15 protein-coding genes are annotated in these 15,132 nt (G+C 38.4%); 11 read left to right on the top strand and 4 right to left on the bottom strand.

Going from position 1 to position 15,132, the window contains the following annotated elements; all coding sequences use genetic code 11:
• The first annotated feature begins 51 nt into the window (after positions 1-51).
• On the top strand, positions 52-900 hold the full coding sequence (locus IM793_RS02295) for a menaquinone biosynthesis family protein (protein ID WP_193419539.1): 849 nt from the start codon (positions 52-54) through the stop codon (positions 898-900).
• A gap of 185 nt (positions 901-1,085) precedes the next feature.
• Here the strand turns inward: IM793_RS02295 and IM793_RS02290 are convergent, their stop codons facing one another.
• From IM793_RS02290 to IM793_RS02280, 3 genes are all read right to left on the bottom strand, one after another.
• Positions 1,086-1,781 carry a response regulator transcription factor gene (locus IM793_RS02290; RefSeq protein ID WP_193419538.1) on the bottom strand — a complete coding sequence of 232 codons (696 nt, stop codon included), beginning with the start codon at positions 1,779-1,781 and terminating at the stop codon, positions 1,086-1,088.
• Positions 1,782-1,932: 151 nt separating this feature from the next.
• The gene (locus IM793_RS02285; protein ID WP_193419537.1) at positions 1,933-3,753 is read right to left on the bottom strand and encodes a sensor histidine kinase KdpD; all 1,821 of its coding nucleotides are present in this window, start codon (positions 3,751-3,753) and stop codon (positions 1,933-1,935) included.
• 252 nt (positions 3,754-4,005) lie between these two features.
• Positions 4,006-4,371 (bottom strand): DUF3127 domain-containing protein, encoded by a 366-nt coding sequence (locus IM793_RS02280; RefSeq protein ID WP_057933226.1) that lies wholly within the window; start codon positions 4,369-4,371, stop codon positions 4,006-4,008.
• A 71-nt stretch (positions 4,372-4,442) separates the two neighbouring features.
• Here IM793_RS02280 and IM793_RS02275 point away from each other — a divergent pair, with 71 nt between their 5' ends.
• The 9 genes from IM793_RS02275 to IM793_RS02235 all read left to right on the top strand — a co-directional run bounded on the left by IM793_RS02275 (position 4,443) and on the right by IM793_RS02235 (position 13,056).
• A complete protein-coding gene (locus IM793_RS02275; protein ID WP_193419590.1) occupies positions 4,443-5,621 on the top strand; it encodes a class I SAM-dependent RNA methyltransferase in 1,179 nt (392 codons plus the stop codon).
• 67 nt (positions 5,622-5,688) lie between these two features.
• Positions 5,689-6,183, top strand: a complete 495-nt coding sequence (locus IM793_RS02270; protein WP_193419536.1) for a hypothetical protein — start codon at positions 5,689-5,691, stop codon at positions 6,181-6,183.
• A 304-nt stretch (positions 6,184-6,487) separates the two neighbouring features.
• Positions 6,488-6,769 (top strand): helix-turn-helix domain-containing protein, encoded by a 282-nt coding sequence (locus IM793_RS02265; RefSeq protein ID WP_132396000.1) that lies wholly within the window; start codon positions 6,488-6,490, stop codon positions 6,767-6,769.
• A 73-nt stretch (positions 6,770-6,842) separates the two neighbouring features.
• On the top strand, positions 6,843-7,487 hold the full coding sequence (locus tag IM793_RS02260) for an HD domain-containing protein (RefSeq protein ID WP_193419535.1): 645 nt from the start codon (positions 6,843-6,845) through the stop codon (positions 7,485-7,487).
• Positions 7,488-7,739: 252 nt separating this feature from the next.
• A complete protein-coding gene (locus IM793_RS02255; RefSeq protein ID WP_193419534.1) occupies positions 7,740-8,996 on the top strand; it encodes a putative DNA modification/repair radical SAM protein in 1,257 nt (418 codons plus the stop codon).
• 119 nt (positions 8,997-9,115) lie between these two features.
• Positions 9,116-9,880, top strand: coding sequence for a TIGR03915 family putative DNA repair protein (locus IM793_RS02250; protein WP_193419533.1), 765 nt, complete (start codon positions 9,116-9,118; stop codon positions 9,878-9,880).
• A 236-nt stretch (positions 9,881-10,116) separates the two neighbouring features.
• Complete coding sequence (gene groES, locus IM793_RS02245) at positions 10,117-10,407, top strand: co-chaperone GroES (RefSeq protein ID WP_025141798.1); 291 nt, start codon at positions 10,117-10,119, stop codon at positions 10,405-10,407.
• A gap of 130 nt (positions 10,408-10,537) precedes the next feature.
• Positions 10,538-12,175 carry a chaperonin GroEL gene (gene groL, locus IM793_RS02240; RefSeq protein ID WP_370629754.1) on the top strand — a complete coding sequence of 546 codons (1,638 nt, stop codon included), beginning with the start codon at positions 10,538-10,540 and terminating at the stop codon, positions 12,173-12,175.
• A gap of 221 nt (positions 12,176-12,396) precedes the next feature.
• Positions 12,397-13,056: an MgtC/SapB family protein gene (locus tag IM793_RS02235; protein WP_193419531.1), complete on the top strand. Its 660-nt coding sequence runs from the start codon at positions 12,397-12,399 to the stop codon at positions 13,054-13,056.
• On the opposite strand, the gene IM793_RS02230 is transcribed toward IM793_RS02235, so the two are convergent.
• The gene (locus tag IM793_RS02230; RefSeq protein ID WP_193419530.1) at positions 13,037-13,528 is read right to left on the bottom strand and encodes an RDD family protein; all 492 of its coding nucleotides are present in this window, start codon (positions 13,526-13,528) and stop codon (positions 13,037-13,039) included. The genes IM793_RS02235 and IM793_RS02230 overlap by 20 nt on opposite strands.
• 112 nt (positions 13,529-13,640) lie before the next feature.
• Here IM793_RS02230 and IM793_RS02225 point away from each other — a divergent pair, with 112 nt between their 5' ends.
• Entirely contained in the window at positions 13,641-15,068 is a 1,428-nt protein-coding gene (locus IM793_RS02225; RefSeq protein ID WP_193419529.1) for an L-serine ammonia-lyase, read from the top strand.
• Positions 15,069-15,132 lie beyond the last annotated feature (64 nt).

Below are 15,132 nucleotides of genomic sequence, written 5' to 3'. Positions count from 1 at the left end.
TTTTAATTGTCAAAGGCTCCATCTAACAACTGAAAACAAAAAAATAAATAGATGAAACTTACACTTGGATTTTCTCCCTGCCCTAACGATACCTTTATTTTCGACGCATTAATTCACCATAAAATTGATACGGAAGGATTAGAATTTGAGGTTTCTTACGATGATGTAGAAACCTTAAACCAAAAGGCACTCAGGGGCGAATTAGACATTACTAAATTAAGCTTTCATGCATTTGCCTACGTAGCCAACCAATACGCTTTATTGGATGCTGGGAGTGCCCTCGGGTTTGGTGTGGGCCCATTATTGATCAGTAAGAAGGATTTTAATGGAGAAAACGACGCTGAACTCCAAACACCAGACTCAAAACTGAGGGTTGGAATACCAGGAAAATATACTACTGCGAATTTCTTGTTGGGAATTGCTTATCCCCACTTACAAAATAAACAAGAACTTGTTTTTTCGGAAATTGAATCGGCTTTGATTAATGAGCAGATTGATTTAGGACTAATTATTCACGAAAACAGGTTTACCTATCAGAATAAGGGATTAAATAAAATCGTTGATTTAGGCGATTATTGGGAAAAACTAACGGGTTGTGCCATCCCATTGGGAGGTATTGTAATCAACCGTAATTTAGATCGAGAGGTGCAGTTAAAGGTGAACCGTTTAGTTCGCCAATCTGTAGAGTTTGCCTTTGCACATCCACAATCGGGGATCGATTTTATCCGCCAGCATGCCCAGGCCATGGAAGAAAGCGTGATGTATAAACACATCGAATTATATGTGAATAAATACAGCATAAACCTTGGCGAAGAAGGCCGGAAAGCAGTTGATACCTTGTTTAAACTGGCGCAGGAACGCGGAATCATTCCTGCTATTCAGGAGAATTTATATATTTAATTCGTTCCGTCATCCCAACCGCAGCGGAGAGATCTAATCTCGCTTGAAAGACCCTGAAACAAGTTCTGGGTGATGACGCACTGGAAAGGTCCATCTAATAGATTTCTCGACTGCGTTGCTCTTCGCTCGAAATGACGATAGCGCGGAACATTTCAAAATTACAACATCCACATTTAAACACCGTGCTAACTCACCAGCAACTTATAGCCTTTTCCGTGCACGTTAATAATTTCTACCATTGGATCGGCCTTAAGGTACTTACGCAACTTACTTAAAAACACGTCCATACTTCTTCCGTTAAAGTAATTGTCATCATGCCAGATGCTTAACAGGGCTTCTTCACGGGTTAAAACGGTATTCTTTTTTAAACACAACAAACGCAACAACTCCGCTTCTTTGGTAGATAGTTTTTGTTGATGATCGCTATCGGTAATAATCTGGGTAGTATAATCGAAATGATACCGACCGATAGAAAACTGTGTTTCGGCGGCCTCATCGCTGTTATCTGTTTTATTGGCTACGCGTTTAAACATCGCATTAATACGTAGTAAGAGCTCTTCTATCCGAAAAGGTTTGGTAATGTAATCGTCACCACCTAAATCATAGGCCGCAGATTTATCTTCCAGCATGGTTTTCGCAGTTGCAAAAATAATGGGCACTTGTGTATTTACCTTTCTTATGTCTTTACCTAATGTAAAACCATCTTTTTTAGGCATCATCACGTCCAAAATGCATAAATCGAAGTTTTGCTTGTTAAATGTTCTCAATCCATCCTCACCATCGGTGCATAATACTACATCAAACTTGCCTTTTAACTGCAAATAGTCTTGTAATAATAAACCTAAATTGGGGTCGTCTTCTACCAGAAGTATTTTTTTCATTTTCTTGTTTTTATTCAATGCGCAGTATTAGCCACATTGGGAGTTTGATTGTGAATATGCATAACGGTTTAATGTATACTGTGGATTAAATTAATACTCCACAACAAGAACCGTTAAACCGCTCAATTTTAATATATCAATAAAGCAACTTTTATAAAGGTAAAGATATTTCGAACGTTGTTCCTTTATCCTTTTCACTACCTACCTTAATCGTTCCATTCAGTTTCTTAATAATGTCCTGAACATAATTTAAACCCAGACCAAACCCTTTAACATCATGTAAATTACCTGTTGGCACCCTATAAAACTGATCAAAAATCCTTTTAGACTGCTCTTTGGTCATGCCTATTCCTTTATCTGCTATTTCGATAATTAAATTCTTGCCGGCATTGCGGGTCCTAATCGTAATCTCCGGGGTATCGCTACTGTATTTATTCGCATTATCAATAAGGTTATAAATTACATTAGACAGATGCAGCTCATCGCCATATACAATAGCATTTTCTGCATCGGTATGTACGTTGATAACGGCATTCCTTTTCTGCAACTGCAATTCCATGCTATCCAACACAATCACAATTAAATCGTTCACGTCTACTTCGGTATTCTCCATTTTAAGCTCACCCTTTTCTAAGCGGGCAATACTTAAAACACGTTCGATGTGACTTCCCAGGCGAACATTTTCATCATAAATAATCCCCGCCAAACGTTTTAACCGGGCTTTATCTTCTGTCACCTCCGGATCTTTTAAAGCTTCACTGGCAATCATAATAGTGGCCACAGGCGTTTTAAACTCGTGCGTCATATTATTGATGAAATCTGTTTTCATTTCCGACAGTTTTTTCTGTTTCAAAATAGCATAAAGCGTATAAGAGAAGATAAAAACAAGCACCAGCAACAGACCAATTGATGAGGCTAGTGTAACACTTAGATTAGCTATAATGGCCGAATTTTTATTCGGAAAACTGACGTAGAGCATTCCGGGATCGCGAAAAATATCGTTACCAAACAAAGGTGTTTTATAGGTGTTTTCGGGCAAAAACTCTCCTTTAACATTAGAAGCCGCCATAAAAATGGTCGAATCTTTTCTGGCTAACGAAACCCGGTAAGAAGGCACTAATGAAATGTTATTAGCAAGGAGCTCTTGCTTCAATAAACGGTCTAAAGAGCTAAAATTAATGCGTTTATAAATTGGCACATTGGTTTCCTGCAGTTCTTTAGACACATCCTCAACCACACTTAATCTTGTATACGAAAAAGTATCTTTGCCTAGCGCTGCAATTTTTAGTTCTAACTGCTTTTTAGCAATCTCATCTTCCCGTTTAAACTTTTTCTGTAAGTCGCTTGGTATTTTCGGAACATTGGCAAAACCCGGGCTACCATCCCTCGGATCGAAAACCAGATATCTTAAGGTATCGGGCAAACTTTGTAAACTTTTAAACTCGAATGCTTTTGGCGGCGCAGAAAAAGGCTTGGTACGCATACTGTAACCTTTAATAATCAGGCTTTTCATGTCCACGAAAGCATCCATCTGCAAGTCGAGCTTATCGCCGTTTTTCGAGGTTAAAGAACTGTATTCCTTTTCTGAAATTACATCAGGTGCACGGTAAGCGTTACGTATAATACTATCTTGCTGGTTAAGGTAATTTTCGATCTGATTTTCGCGCTTAACCTGGCGAAGCTCAGCCTCCTGTACATATTGCTGTCTTAAATCTTTAATATCAAGCACACGCTGCCTCGAATCCTGGAGCTGTTTCAGCTTGTTTTCTGCATCTTTGCGGTTGAGGTGATCGGCAACATTTCTACGTTGTATTTTATTGACTACCGAAGTTAGCGTTTGATTTACCTGTTCGTCAAAAAGCTGGGATTTTAGTTTATACGATTCCCGGATGTAATACAATTGCATTACAAACACGCCCAGTAGCGCTACCGTCATTAAAACCGTAATTAACCAAAAACTTCTTTTCTTCATGGAACTGGATTGGTTTTTAACTAAAAAAACCCGGGCATAATCTTCTTAAATCTAAACAGATATCAAAAATACTGAATAGCTAAGCCAAGTGTTTGTTTTTAACATATTTTAACAGCACAAAGCATCGAAAAGGCTTCCGAAGTTTACCCGGCCTTGCCATAGCAAACTTCGGAAGTCTGGCATGGGCAAAAAAAATGCCGAGGCTAGGCCTCGGCATGGTTCAAAATTGTTTGCTTAAAAAAGACTCTTTATTTAGAAAGGCAAATCATCATCTTCACCTGGCGCATTGCTTACGTCAACCGGAGCCGCATAAGCTGGCGTAGCTGCCGGAGCACCTGCTGCAACTGCATTAATACGCCAAATAACCAAACTGTTAAAATATGATGTTTTACCCGCTTTATCTGTCCATGGACGACCACGCAAATTAAAGAAAACCTCAACCTCATCGCCAGCTTTAAATGTATCTAATAATGCAGTTTTATCTTGTAAAGCCTCAAAACGGATATATTCTGGGTATGTTGGATTTTCTGCGTATTCTACTATTAAATCACGTTTTTTAAACGTTTCACTTACTTGTTGTGTGGCACCTACTTCGTGTACTTTTCCTTTAATTTCCATAACTAATACTACTTAATGTACTATAAACATCAAATCTCTATAATTTTATTGATAACTTCGCATATATTATGATGCAAGTTTTCCACAATAAAAGCAAGGTAATTATTACCTGCAACAAGCGCCTTTCGCCTTACTTACAAGAAGAAGTTACAGCTCTAGGTTATACCATTGAGCGGTCTTTTGCTACGGGTGTTGAGCTCAACATCACCCTTACAGAGTGTATTAAGCTAAATTTAAACTTACGCTGCGCCAGTCAGATTCTATATGCTATAAAAAGTTTCAAAGCCATTACACCAGATGATTTATATAAAGAAATTGCAGCCATTGAGTGGGAAGAACTAATTGATTTTTCGGGTTACTTCTCCGTAACCTCAAATGTTGATAACCCAAATATTACTACGCCGCTTTTTGCAAACTTAAAAGTAAAGGATGCCATTGTAGACCGTATGAAAGAGAAAAAAGGCATACGCCCTAACTCCGGATCGGACGCAAACAAAACCGTGGTGCATTTATACTGGAAAGATGCCGATGCCGATGTTTTTATGGATACTTCTGGCGAAACGCTGGCCAAACACGGTTACCGGAAAATTCCTGGAAAGGCACCTATGTTAGAGGCCTTGGCAGCTGGGGTTATTTTAGCAACCAACTGGGATAAAAAATCGCCATTCATTAACCCCATGTGCGGTTCAGGAACATTAGCTATTGAAGCGGCCCTGATTGCCACCAACCGTGCCCCGGGATTATATCGCATGAATTATGGTTTTATGCATATATTAGGTTATAACGAAGAAGATTTTTTCGCTGAGCGCAGAATTTTAAAAGACCAGGTAATTAAAAATATTGATCTTAAAATTGTAGCTTCCGATTTGTCGGAAGATGCAGTTGAAGTAACCCGCAGAAATGCTAAAACGGCAGGTGTTGATACTTTAATTGAATTTGAAGTTTGTGATTTTGAATTAACACCAGTTCCTGAAGATGGCAAAGGTGTTGTTGTTTTTAACCCTGAATATGGCGAACGCTTAGGTGTACACAGCAAGCTGGAATTGACGTATAAACGAATGGGCGATTTTATGAAAACGAAATGTAAAGGTTATTCGGGATACATTTTCACGGGAAATCCTGACCTTGCAAAGAAAATCGGATTAAAAGCTGCTAAAAAAGTAGAATTTTATAATGGTAAACTAGACTGTCGTTTACTAGAGTATGAATTATATGATGGCTCTCGCCGGGCGCCACTAATTGACGCTTAGTCTTTTTCATTGAAAATTAATATATTACGCTCTCTTACGTACCATAACGTAAAAATTTTGAAAAAATATGGAATTTGATGACATGGATCATATGCCCGAATGGGAGCATTTTAGCCGATTTGGCCGGGATGATGAGGATGAAGAAAACCTATCAAGTGTTGATGCCGAAAAGGTTAGGCTGAAAGTAACCAGGGCTAAAAGTCTTTATAACCAGGCAAGAGCCGTGTACAAATATGCCGCCCTGTTCTGCGAAACACTGGAGGGAGAAATGGCCGAAATGACAGCCAACTTAATTATGCAGAACGCACTGATGCTTTGCCCTAAAATTGTTGGAGCAGAAGGTGCTGATATGTATATTTTGAGAATGGAAAATGCTTCCATTATCCGAACCAACTGTCGCGAATTAGAAACCCAGGTAAGAGCGGCAGATATGTTCGAAATCTGTACTCCGGAATATAAAGACATTGTTTTAGACGAAATTGAAAAATTTCGTCTACTCTTTATCGAATGGGTTAAACATTTCGAAAAAGACGAATTTGAAGACGACTGGGGGTTATATTAACCTTTACAGTTAATTTCTTATCCTGATCTTTTCTCTGGCAAGTTTGTCCGCAATTATAACATGTCTATAAATATCCCGTATCGCTCCTATTCCCTTTCAGCTGTCCAAAAAACAAATCACTTTAACAGCCTAACGATCAACAAAAACAAAACACCTAAACATTTTATGCTGTTTTTTGTTATCATATTTAGTCGTCTTTCCCGGTTCGTATAATTCTTAATAGTGCTAAAAATTTACATTTTTAAAATCTATAGGAATAAAAGTTTCGTACGTAATAAAAAACATTAAAAAATTTATCCCTTTTATGGAAAATGTATTGGCTTTAAATGCAAAGAATGTTGCCGGGAATATCAGAAAAATTAGAGAATACAGAGACTATACTCAGGATTATCTGGCGGCGAAATTAAAAATTTCTCAAAATGCATATAGCAAGATTGAGTTGGGCTATAGTAAACTTACTATCGACCGTTTATTTCAAATCGCAGCAATTTTAGAAGTTGAAGTCTCTCATTTATTGACCCTCAACCACAATGATTTAATTAAAATTATTGCTGATGATGAACGCAGGACAACGGCCGTGAGTTAATTCCCGGTCGCTGTTGATATCATTTCTTTTACCCTGCAAATAATTCCAATACCTTTGGGATAAATTTAGAACTATGCAGGCTACCATCCAAAAAACCATCAATTTTGTTCAGGAAACACTTGCTAATGCCGAAGCAGGGCACGATTGGTTTCATATCGAACGTGTTTTTAAAACCGCTCAAACCATTAATCAACAAGAAAATGGTGATGAACTTGTAGTAGCCTTTGCCGCATTGCTGCATGATATTGCTGATCCTAAATTTAATAACGGTGATGAAGAACTGGGGCCAAACATCGCTGCTTCATTTTTAGCATCCATTGCTGTTGAAGCTGAGGTTATTGCGCATGTTAAGTTGATTATACAGAACATGTCGTTCAAAAATAGTTTTGATGGTGCAGGTTTTACCTCAAAAGAAATGCAAATTGTACAGGATGCGGATCGTTTAGATGCTATTGGAGCTATTGGAATTGCAAGGGCATTTACCTATGGAGGATTCAAAAACAGGGTGCTTTATGATCCGGCCATTTTACCGGAAATGCACCTTAACAAAGAAAGTTATAAAAATACAACTGCCCCTACGATTAATCATTTTTACGAAAAACTGCTCCTGTTGAAAGACATGATGAATACAGAAGCTGGAAAAACAATAGCAATAGAAAGACACAATTTTATGCTGCTCTACCTGGAACATTTTTATAAAGAATGGGAAGGCAAATAACCCACAACAAGACTATTTAACCCAGATCTTTGTAGCCAGTAAAACTTTGCTGGCGGAAAAAGCATAGCTTTAAAATAAAAAAAACCTTTTAAACCACCGAACCAAATTAACCTTTGGCATCAGCTCCCGCTGGACAGAAAATTGAATTCTTCGAACAGTTTAACACGATTATTCCAGATTCGAATAGATTAGATAAATCAATTTACTAATATTTTTAGTTATTAAACTATCTTTGTTAGTAAAACAATTCCTATGTCTGATCGCATTCGTGAAAAATTAAATATTCTTGCCGACGCTGCTAAATATGATGTTTCTTGTTCATCAAGCGGCGGCACGAGAAAGAATGATACAAAGGGACTTGGCAACAGCCACTCCTCGGGCATTTGCCATACCTATACAGAAGATGGCAGATGTGTTTCTTTATTAAAGATCCTGCTAACCAATCATTGTATTTACGATTGTCTGTTCTGTGTTTCACGGAAAAGTAATGATATAAAACGTGCCGCCTTTACAGTAGATGAAGTGGTAGAACTGACCATGAATTTTTACCGACGTAATTATATTGAAGGTCTGTTTTTAAGTTCAGGGATTTTTAAAAATGCCGATTTTACCATGGAACGTTTACTCCTGGTGATAAAAAAATTGCGTTTGGAGCAGAATTACAATGGTTACATCCATCTGAAAACCATTCCCGGAGCCAGCGATGAACTGATTAAAGAGGCAGGCCTTTATGCCGATAGGATGAGCATCAATTTAGAAATGCCCACCGAAGCTGGATTAAAACTTTTGGCACCCGAAAAAAATCATGCTGACGTAATTAAGCCGCTCGACTTTGTGCAAAAGCAGATTGTACAGTTCTCGGCAGATAAAAAACTAATTAAACATGTACCCAAATTTGTACCGGCAGGCCAAAGTACCCAAATGGTTATTGGCGCTACACCCGAGAGCGATAAGGATATTATGTACACTGCTAATGCTTTTTATAAAAACTTTGCCCTAAAGAGGGTGTATTATTCGGGTTATGTACCCATTAGTAACGATAGCCGTATGCCGGTTTTAGGCACACAGCCACCGCTGTTAAGGGAAAACCGTTTGTACCAAACCGATTGGCTAATGCGCTTGTATGGTTTTAAAGTGCAGGAAATTTTAAATGATGCCAACCCAAATCTTGACGTGGATATTGATCCAAAACTTAGTTGGGCGATCCGTAATATGCAGCACTTCCCCGTTGATATTAACACGGCTGATTATAAAATGATTCTTCGTATTCCTGGTATTGGCGTAATGTCGGCTAAAAAGATTGTACAGGCCAGGAAATTCGGTAAACTAAGGATTGATCAGTTAAAGAAAATCGGGGTGGCTTATAACCGGGCCAAACACTTTATTACCTGTTTAGATAGTCCATATCAGTTAAAAGATTATCAAGGTACCCAGATTAAAGCTTTTATTTTGGCCGAAAGCCAAAGCAAATATTTAAAAACAGATAGCAACCAGATACTTTTGTTTTAAAAGCACTGTCGTTTAAGGAGATGCGTCATTCCCAACTTGATTGGGAATCTTAAAGCTATTGCATTAAGATTCCCACCTGCGCGGGAATGACGACCGATATAAAACCTGTCAATATAAATATGACCTACATTTTCGATGGCTCCCTACAAGGCCTTTTATCAGCTGTTTTTGAGTGGTTTGATCGCAAGCCTGGTAAAGTGATGCTCAAATCAACTGAAATTTTCCAGCCGGAAGCCTTTACAGAAAATTTTACCGTAACTACTGATGCAGAAAAAGCAGACCGGGTTTGGGCGGGATTGGAAAAGAAACTGAGAAAGGATTGGCTGCGCAAATATTACTGCAGTTATTTATCAGAAATTCCAGAAGCTTACAATCACCTTTTTCAGTTTACCTTGTATATTTTTCAAAATCAGTTAGGCGCCGAAAATAATTATGGCAACGAACATGTAATTGCCTTAGCTAAATATGCCAAAAGTGTAGAGCGGGAAAAACACAGGATGGAGGCATTTATCCGCTTTCAAAAAACTGGCGACGGGTTATTTTATGCCAGTATCGATCCTGATTTTAATGTTTTGCCTTTAATATCCAATCATTTTAAAAACCGATATGCCGATCAACAATGGGTGATTTATGATTTAAAACGGAAGTATGGCCTGCACTATAATTTAACCACGGTGGAAGAAATTACAATTAGTTTTACCAACGGTATAAATAAACAAAACCCATCATCAATTTTAATGGATGAAGACGAAGCTTTATATGCCACGCTTTGGAAAGATTATTTTAAAAGCGCAAATATTGTAGCCCGCAAAAACACCAAATTGCATGTGCAGCATGTACCCAAAAGATATTGGAAATACTTGACAGAAAAAGCACCGGTTTAGCTAACAGAGTCGACAACTTTAATAACATACCAGGCTGGTAAGTTGTCAACTCTGAATATCCATAAGTCTGGCGAAAAAACTAAAACTTACTGCCATGCTGACACCCGCATTCTCCATTAGTGTGAAAAGATTGACAGTTTGGTGAAAATTTGTCCCTCCAAACCACTTGGCATAAAAAGTGTTAAATGTATGCATAGTTAAAAAACTTAAAATCAAAATAAAAAATAATAGAAGTTATGGCGTTAAACCTTAAACCAATTGCTGGCAGTTCGAACAGAGTGATCGTTGAACCGGCTGCGGCAGAAGAAAAAACTGCATCAGGTTTGTATATCCCTGATACTGCAAAAGAAAAACCATCTAAAGGAACTGTAGTATCTGTTTCTGAAGAAGATTCTGAAGGTAAAAAAGCGAGTGTAAAAGTTGGCGATGTTGTAATTTATGGTAAATACGGCGGTACTGAGTTCCCTTACGAAGGTAAAGATTACCTTATTATGCGCGAAACTGATATTTACGCTGTTGTTGGGTAATAATTTAGGATTAAATGACTGAATTTCTAATGAGGAAATTCAGCATTAATCAACAAATAAAATAATAATGTTAGAATGAAAAGAATACAAATTCAATTATTCTCTCATACAATCATTCAAAATTTAAAAAATAATGTCAAAACAAGTAAAATATAACGTAGAAGCACGCGACGCCCTGAAAAGAGGTGTTGATATTCTTGCAAATGCAGTAAAAGTAACTTTAGGTCCAAAAGGCCGTAACGTAATTATCGATAAAAAATTCGGTTCACCAGCAATCACTAAAGATGGTGTTACTGTAGCGAAAGAAATCGAATTGAAAGATGCTGTTGAGAACATGGGTGCTCAAATGGTTAAAGAAGTAGCTTCAAAAACAGCTGATATTGCTGGCGATGGTACGACTACTGCTACTGTATTGGCTCAGGCAATTATCACCACAGGTATTAAAAACGTTGCTGCTGGCGCAAATCCAATGGATTTAAAACGTGGCATTGATAAAGCTGTTGCTGCTGTTGTAGAAAACTTAAAAGCACAATCGCAAACCGTAGGTGAAGACAACAATAAAATTAAACAAGTTGCATCTATCTCTGCTAACAACGATGAAGTAATAGGCGCTCTAATTGCTGAGGCAATGAGCAAAGTTGGTAAAGATGGTGTAATTACTGTTGAAGAAGCAAAAGGTACTGAAACTGAAGTTAAAACAGTAGAAGGTATGCAATTTGACAGAGGTTACTTATCTCCATATTTTGTTACCAACGCAGATAAAATGGAAGCTGAATTAGAAAATCCTTACATTTTAATCTACGACAAAAAAATCAGCAACATGAAAGAATTGTTGCCTGTTTTAGAAAAAACTGTTCAAACTGGTAAACCATTGGTAATCATTTCTGAAGATTTAGATGGCGAAGCTTTAGCTACTTTAGTAGTTAATAAAATCCGTGGTTCATTGAAGGTTGTTGCTGTTAAAGCTCCAGGATTTGGTGATAGAAGAAAAGCAATGTTAGAAGACATCGCAATCTTAACTGGCGGTATTGTAGTATCAGAAGAAAGAGGTTATAAATTAGAAAATGCTGATTTAACTTATTTAGGTTCTGCTGAGAAAGTTGTTGTTGACAAAGACAATACAACTGTAATCAATGGTGCTGGTAATTCAGAAGATATTAAATCTCGTGTTAGCCAAATTAAATCTCAGATCGAAACGACTACATCTGATTACGATAAAGAAAAACTACAGGAGCGTTTGGCTAAATTGGCTGGTGGTGTTGCAGTTCTTTATGTAGGTGCAGCTAGTGAAGTTGAAATGAAAGAGAAAAAAGACCGTGTTGATGATGCTTTACATGCAACCCGTGCGGCTGTAGAAGAAGGTATTGTTGCTGGTGGTGGTGTTGCTTTTATCCGTGCTGTTGAAGCTTTAGCAAACTTAAAAGGTGCTAATGAAGATGAAAACACTGGTATCCAGATCATCCGTCGCGCGATTGAAGAGCCATTACGTCAAATTTGCGAAAACGCAGGTATTGAAGGTTCTATCGTAGTTCAAAAAGTTAAAGAAGGCACAGCTGATTTCGGTTATAATGCACGTACTGATGTTTACGAAAACTTAATTGGTGCAGGTGTTATCGACCCAACTAAAGTGAGTCGTGTAGCCTTAGAAAATGCAGCATCTATTGCAGCGATGTTATTAACTACAGAAGTTGTTTTAGCAGACGAACCTGAAGAAGGTGGTGCTCCAATGCCTCCAATGGGCGGCGGCGGTATGGGTGGTATGATGTAATACCCACCTGTAACAAAACGATTTCGTGTAAAAAACCCTCAAGGTATAATGCCTTGAGGGTTTTTTTATGCTGTAGCAGAAAGAAGCCCCACCAACGCTATAACATGCTCATTTAGTTTGTGGGTTACGGAAAAATATTTTCCAAATAGTTCAAATGGGGGCAGGGCAAATGGCCTGAGATGTTATGATTTTTATTAATTTGCAAGTGATAATTCAAGGCAATGAACGAAATCATAGACCAAAACCATTTCATTACACAAAGTGAAATCAATAAATTTTTATTGGCTACCCTACTTTGCGGTATAATCGGAGCTGAGCGGGAATATAGAAGTAAATCTGCCGGACTCAAAACCATGATGATGATCGGCTTAGGTGCTACCCTGTTTACCATCCTGTCTATCAAAATCGGTCCAACCAGTCAAGACCGTATTGCCTCTAATATTGTTACGGGAATAGGCTTTTTAGGTGCTGGAGTGATTTTTAAAGAGGAAAACCGCGTTAAAGGGCTCACCACAGCCTGTATTATCTGGATAGTTGCCGCAATTGGAATGGCTGTTGGATCAGGTTATTACGAGCAGGCCATTGGTGTTACTATTGTGGTTATGCTGGCTTTGATTATCTTCCCTTTTTTAGAAGAAATTGGCGACCGTCGTTTCACTAAGCGGATCTATCGCATCGTTAAAAAACAACATACACATGGCGATTTAGAAAGTTACGAAGAAGTTTTCAGGGAAAGCAAGCTGAAACCGCAACGTGGCAAGCATCAGTTGGTAAACAACATCATTACAGGAAACTGGACGGCTACCGGCACGCCACAAAACCACCAGAAATTTGTAGAGCGCATGCTAAAAGACAAAGAGATTATAGAGTTTGATTTTTAACTGAGTCGAATAAATCTACCCTTTGGGTTTGTAAGGCCAGTTTTTTCTCGTCAACCACCATGGTGTCCGACCAGCGATCGTGCCAGGGGATACTTGGAGTACCTAATGCACTTAACGCATTAAAAGGTATTGACCTTACAATATTCCGGACAAATGCTTTTTGAAAAGACATATCAGTACCATCATGATTTACTGCCCTTGTACCAGTAATTAATTTACCTATCGATCTTCCGTTAGACATTGCCTCTGTCATAAACATAACTATTCCATAAAATAATAGCAAAACTAAACGTAGTGACAGGTCATCTACCCCCACTAAAAGGTTTGGCTTTAAAATACCAATCACTATCCCAAGTCCGAATGCAACGATGTAAAATACGATTGTATCGATAATATAATTAGCGAATCTTTTGCCCGAGCTGGCACGGCAGTAGCTTAAATCAATTTCCTGATAATTGTTATTAAAGTCCATTTTTGGAGCGTTTGGATTAGATTTTTCTAAGGTAACGCATTTTCATCTCCAGCCAAAATTAATTTATCCAAAATCATAAAACAATCATAGATTTGTATAACTTATATTCATAATGATCAAGGAACAAATTTCGATTTTCGATATTTTTAAAATAGGCATCGGCCCATCCAGTTCACATACATTAGGTCCCTGGCGGGCAGCACAACAGTTTACCGCTTCTCTTGCTCAAAACGGCTTAATTGATGATGTTGAGGGTATCAAAATATTGCTTTATGGTTCGCTTGCCAAAACAGGTAAAGGTCATGGAACCGATGTTGCGATTCTACTCGGCTTAACAGGAGCTGATCCGGTAACTTTTGATGTTGATGCAGTTACCCCAACTTTCGAAAGCATTCAAAGAGATAAGAAATTAAATCTCGCTGATCATTTAATTCTTGATTTCGATTACAATAACGATCTTCTTTTTCTTTTTGCCGAAAGTTTACCTTTTCACCCAAATGCGGTTACTTTCCAGGCATTTTTAAAAGATGGTAAAGCTTTTTCAGAAACCTACTATTCTATTGGTGGTGGTTTTGTGGTAAAAGAGGGCGAAGACAATAGCAATAAAGCCCAGGTAGACCTTCCCTTTCCGGTAGAAAAAGCAAAAGAACTATTGCACTGGTGCCTGTCAACCGGTTTAAAAGTGAGCGAAATTGTAATGGAAAACGAACTGGCCTGGCGCATTGAAGCAGAGACTAAAAAAGGTATTCTACAACATTTCGCCGTAATGCGCGATTGTATTTACCGTGGTTGTCATACTACAGGCTTTTTACCAGGTGGTTTAAATGTAGCACGACGGGCATTTCCACTAAATAAACGGTTAATAGGAAAAAGTGAATATTCAGATTATAATAGCTGGTTAGAAGCCATTAGAAAAGGTGGAAACGGTTTTAATTATATTTTAGATTGGGTAAGCTGTTTTGCCTTAGCCGTTAATGAAGAAAACGCATCTTTTGGTCGTGTGGTAACTGCCCCTACCAACGGTGCTGCAGGGGTAATTCCAGCCGTATTGCAATATTTTATTACCTTTTGCGATGGTTACAGCGAAGAAAAAATCATCCAGTTTATTGCCTGTGCTTCAGAAATAGGCAGTATTTTCAAAAAAGGAGCAACCATATCAGCCGCTATGGGTGGTTGTCAGGCCGAAATTGGCGTTTCCTCAGCAATGGCTGCCGCAGCGCTAACGGAGTGTTTAGGCGGCTCGCAAAGACAGGTTTTAATGGCCGCAGAAATTGCCATGGAACATCACCTGGGTTTAACCTGCGATCCGATTGGCGGCTTGGTACAAATCCCTTGCATCGAAAGAAACACCATGGGTGCCATTAAGGCCATTACAGCTAGTCAGCTGGCGCTACAAAGCAATCCTGATAAGGCAAAAGTAAGTTTAGATGCTGTGGTAAATACGATGTGGGAAACTGCCCTCGACATGAATGCCAAATATAAAGAAACATCTGATGGAGGCTTGGCAACCAATATTCCAATCAGTTTGCCAGAGTGTTAATTCAACATTGTTGCAATAAAATGACTCGTGTTATCGTTTTATTACAAACTTTCCGTTGACAAAT

The sequence above is a fragment of the Pedobacter sp. MR2016-19 genome, assembly GCF_014947265.1.
GTDB lineage: Bacteria > Bacteroidota > Bacteroidia > Sphingobacteriales > Sphingobacteriaceae > Pedobacter.
Note: the sequence above shows the minus strand (reverse complement) of the source record. Positions and strands in the feature narration are given on the sequence as shown.

What these genes read in the sequence shown, in the direction of transcription:
- IM793_RS02225 (WP_193419529.1), top strand. Translation starts at nt 13,641, where the DNA reads ATGATCAAGGAACAAATTTCGATTTTCGATATTTTTAAAATAGGCATC.
- IM793_RS02275 (WP_193419590.1), top strand. Translation starts at nt 4,443, where the DNA reads ATGCAAGTTTTCCACAATAAAAGCAAGGTAATTATTACCTGCAACAAG.
- IM793_RS02235 (WP_193419531.1), top strand. Translation starts at nt 12,397, where the DNA reads ATGAACGAAATCATAGACCAAAACCATTTCATTACACAAAGTGAAATC.
- IM793_RS02255 (WP_193419534.1), top strand. Translation starts at nt 7,740, where the DNA reads ATGTCTGATCGCATTCGTGAAAAATTAAATATTCTTGCCGACGCTGCT.
- IM793_RS02230 (WP_193419530.1), bottom strand. Translation starts at nt 13,528, where the DNA reads ATGGACTTTAATAACAATTATCAGGAAATTGATTTAAGCTACTGCCGT.
- IM793_RS02265 (WP_132396000.1), top strand. Translation starts at nt 6,488, where the DNA reads ATGGAAAATGTATTGGCTTTAAATGCAAAGAATGTTGCCGGGAATATC.
- IM793_RS02270 (WP_193419536.1), top strand. Translation starts at nt 5,689, where the DNA reads ATGGAATTTGATGACATGGATCATATGCCCGAATGGGAGCATTTTAGC.
- IM793_RS02280 (WP_057933226.1), bottom strand. Translation starts at nt 4,371, where the DNA reads ATGGAAATTAAAGGAAAAGTACACGAAGTAGGTGCCACACAACAAGTA.
- IM793_RS02260 (WP_193419535.1), top strand. Translation starts at nt 6,843, where the DNA reads ATGCAGGCTACCATCCAAAAAACCATCAATTTTGTTCAGGAAACACTT.
- IM793_RS02290 (WP_193419538.1), bottom strand. Translation starts at nt 1,781, where the DNA reads ATGAAAAAAATACTTCTGGTAGAAGACGACCCCAATTTAGGTTTATTA.
- IM793_RS02285 (WP_193419537.1), bottom strand. Translation starts at nt 3,753, where the DNA reads ATGAAGAAAAGAAGTTTTTGGTTAATTACGGTTTTAATGACGGTAGCG.
- IM793_RS02250 (WP_193419533.1), top strand. Translation starts at nt 9,116, where the DNA reads ATGACCTACATTTTCGATGGCTCCCTACAAGGCCTTTTATCAGCTGTT.
- groES (WP_025141798.1), top strand. Translation starts at nt 10,117, where the DNA reads ATGGCGTTAAACCTTAAACCAATTGCTGGCAGTTCGAACAGAGTGATC.
- IM793_RS02295 (WP_193419539.1), top strand. Translation starts at nt 52, where the DNA reads ATGAAACTTACACTTGGATTTTCTCCCTGCCCTAACGATACCTTTATT.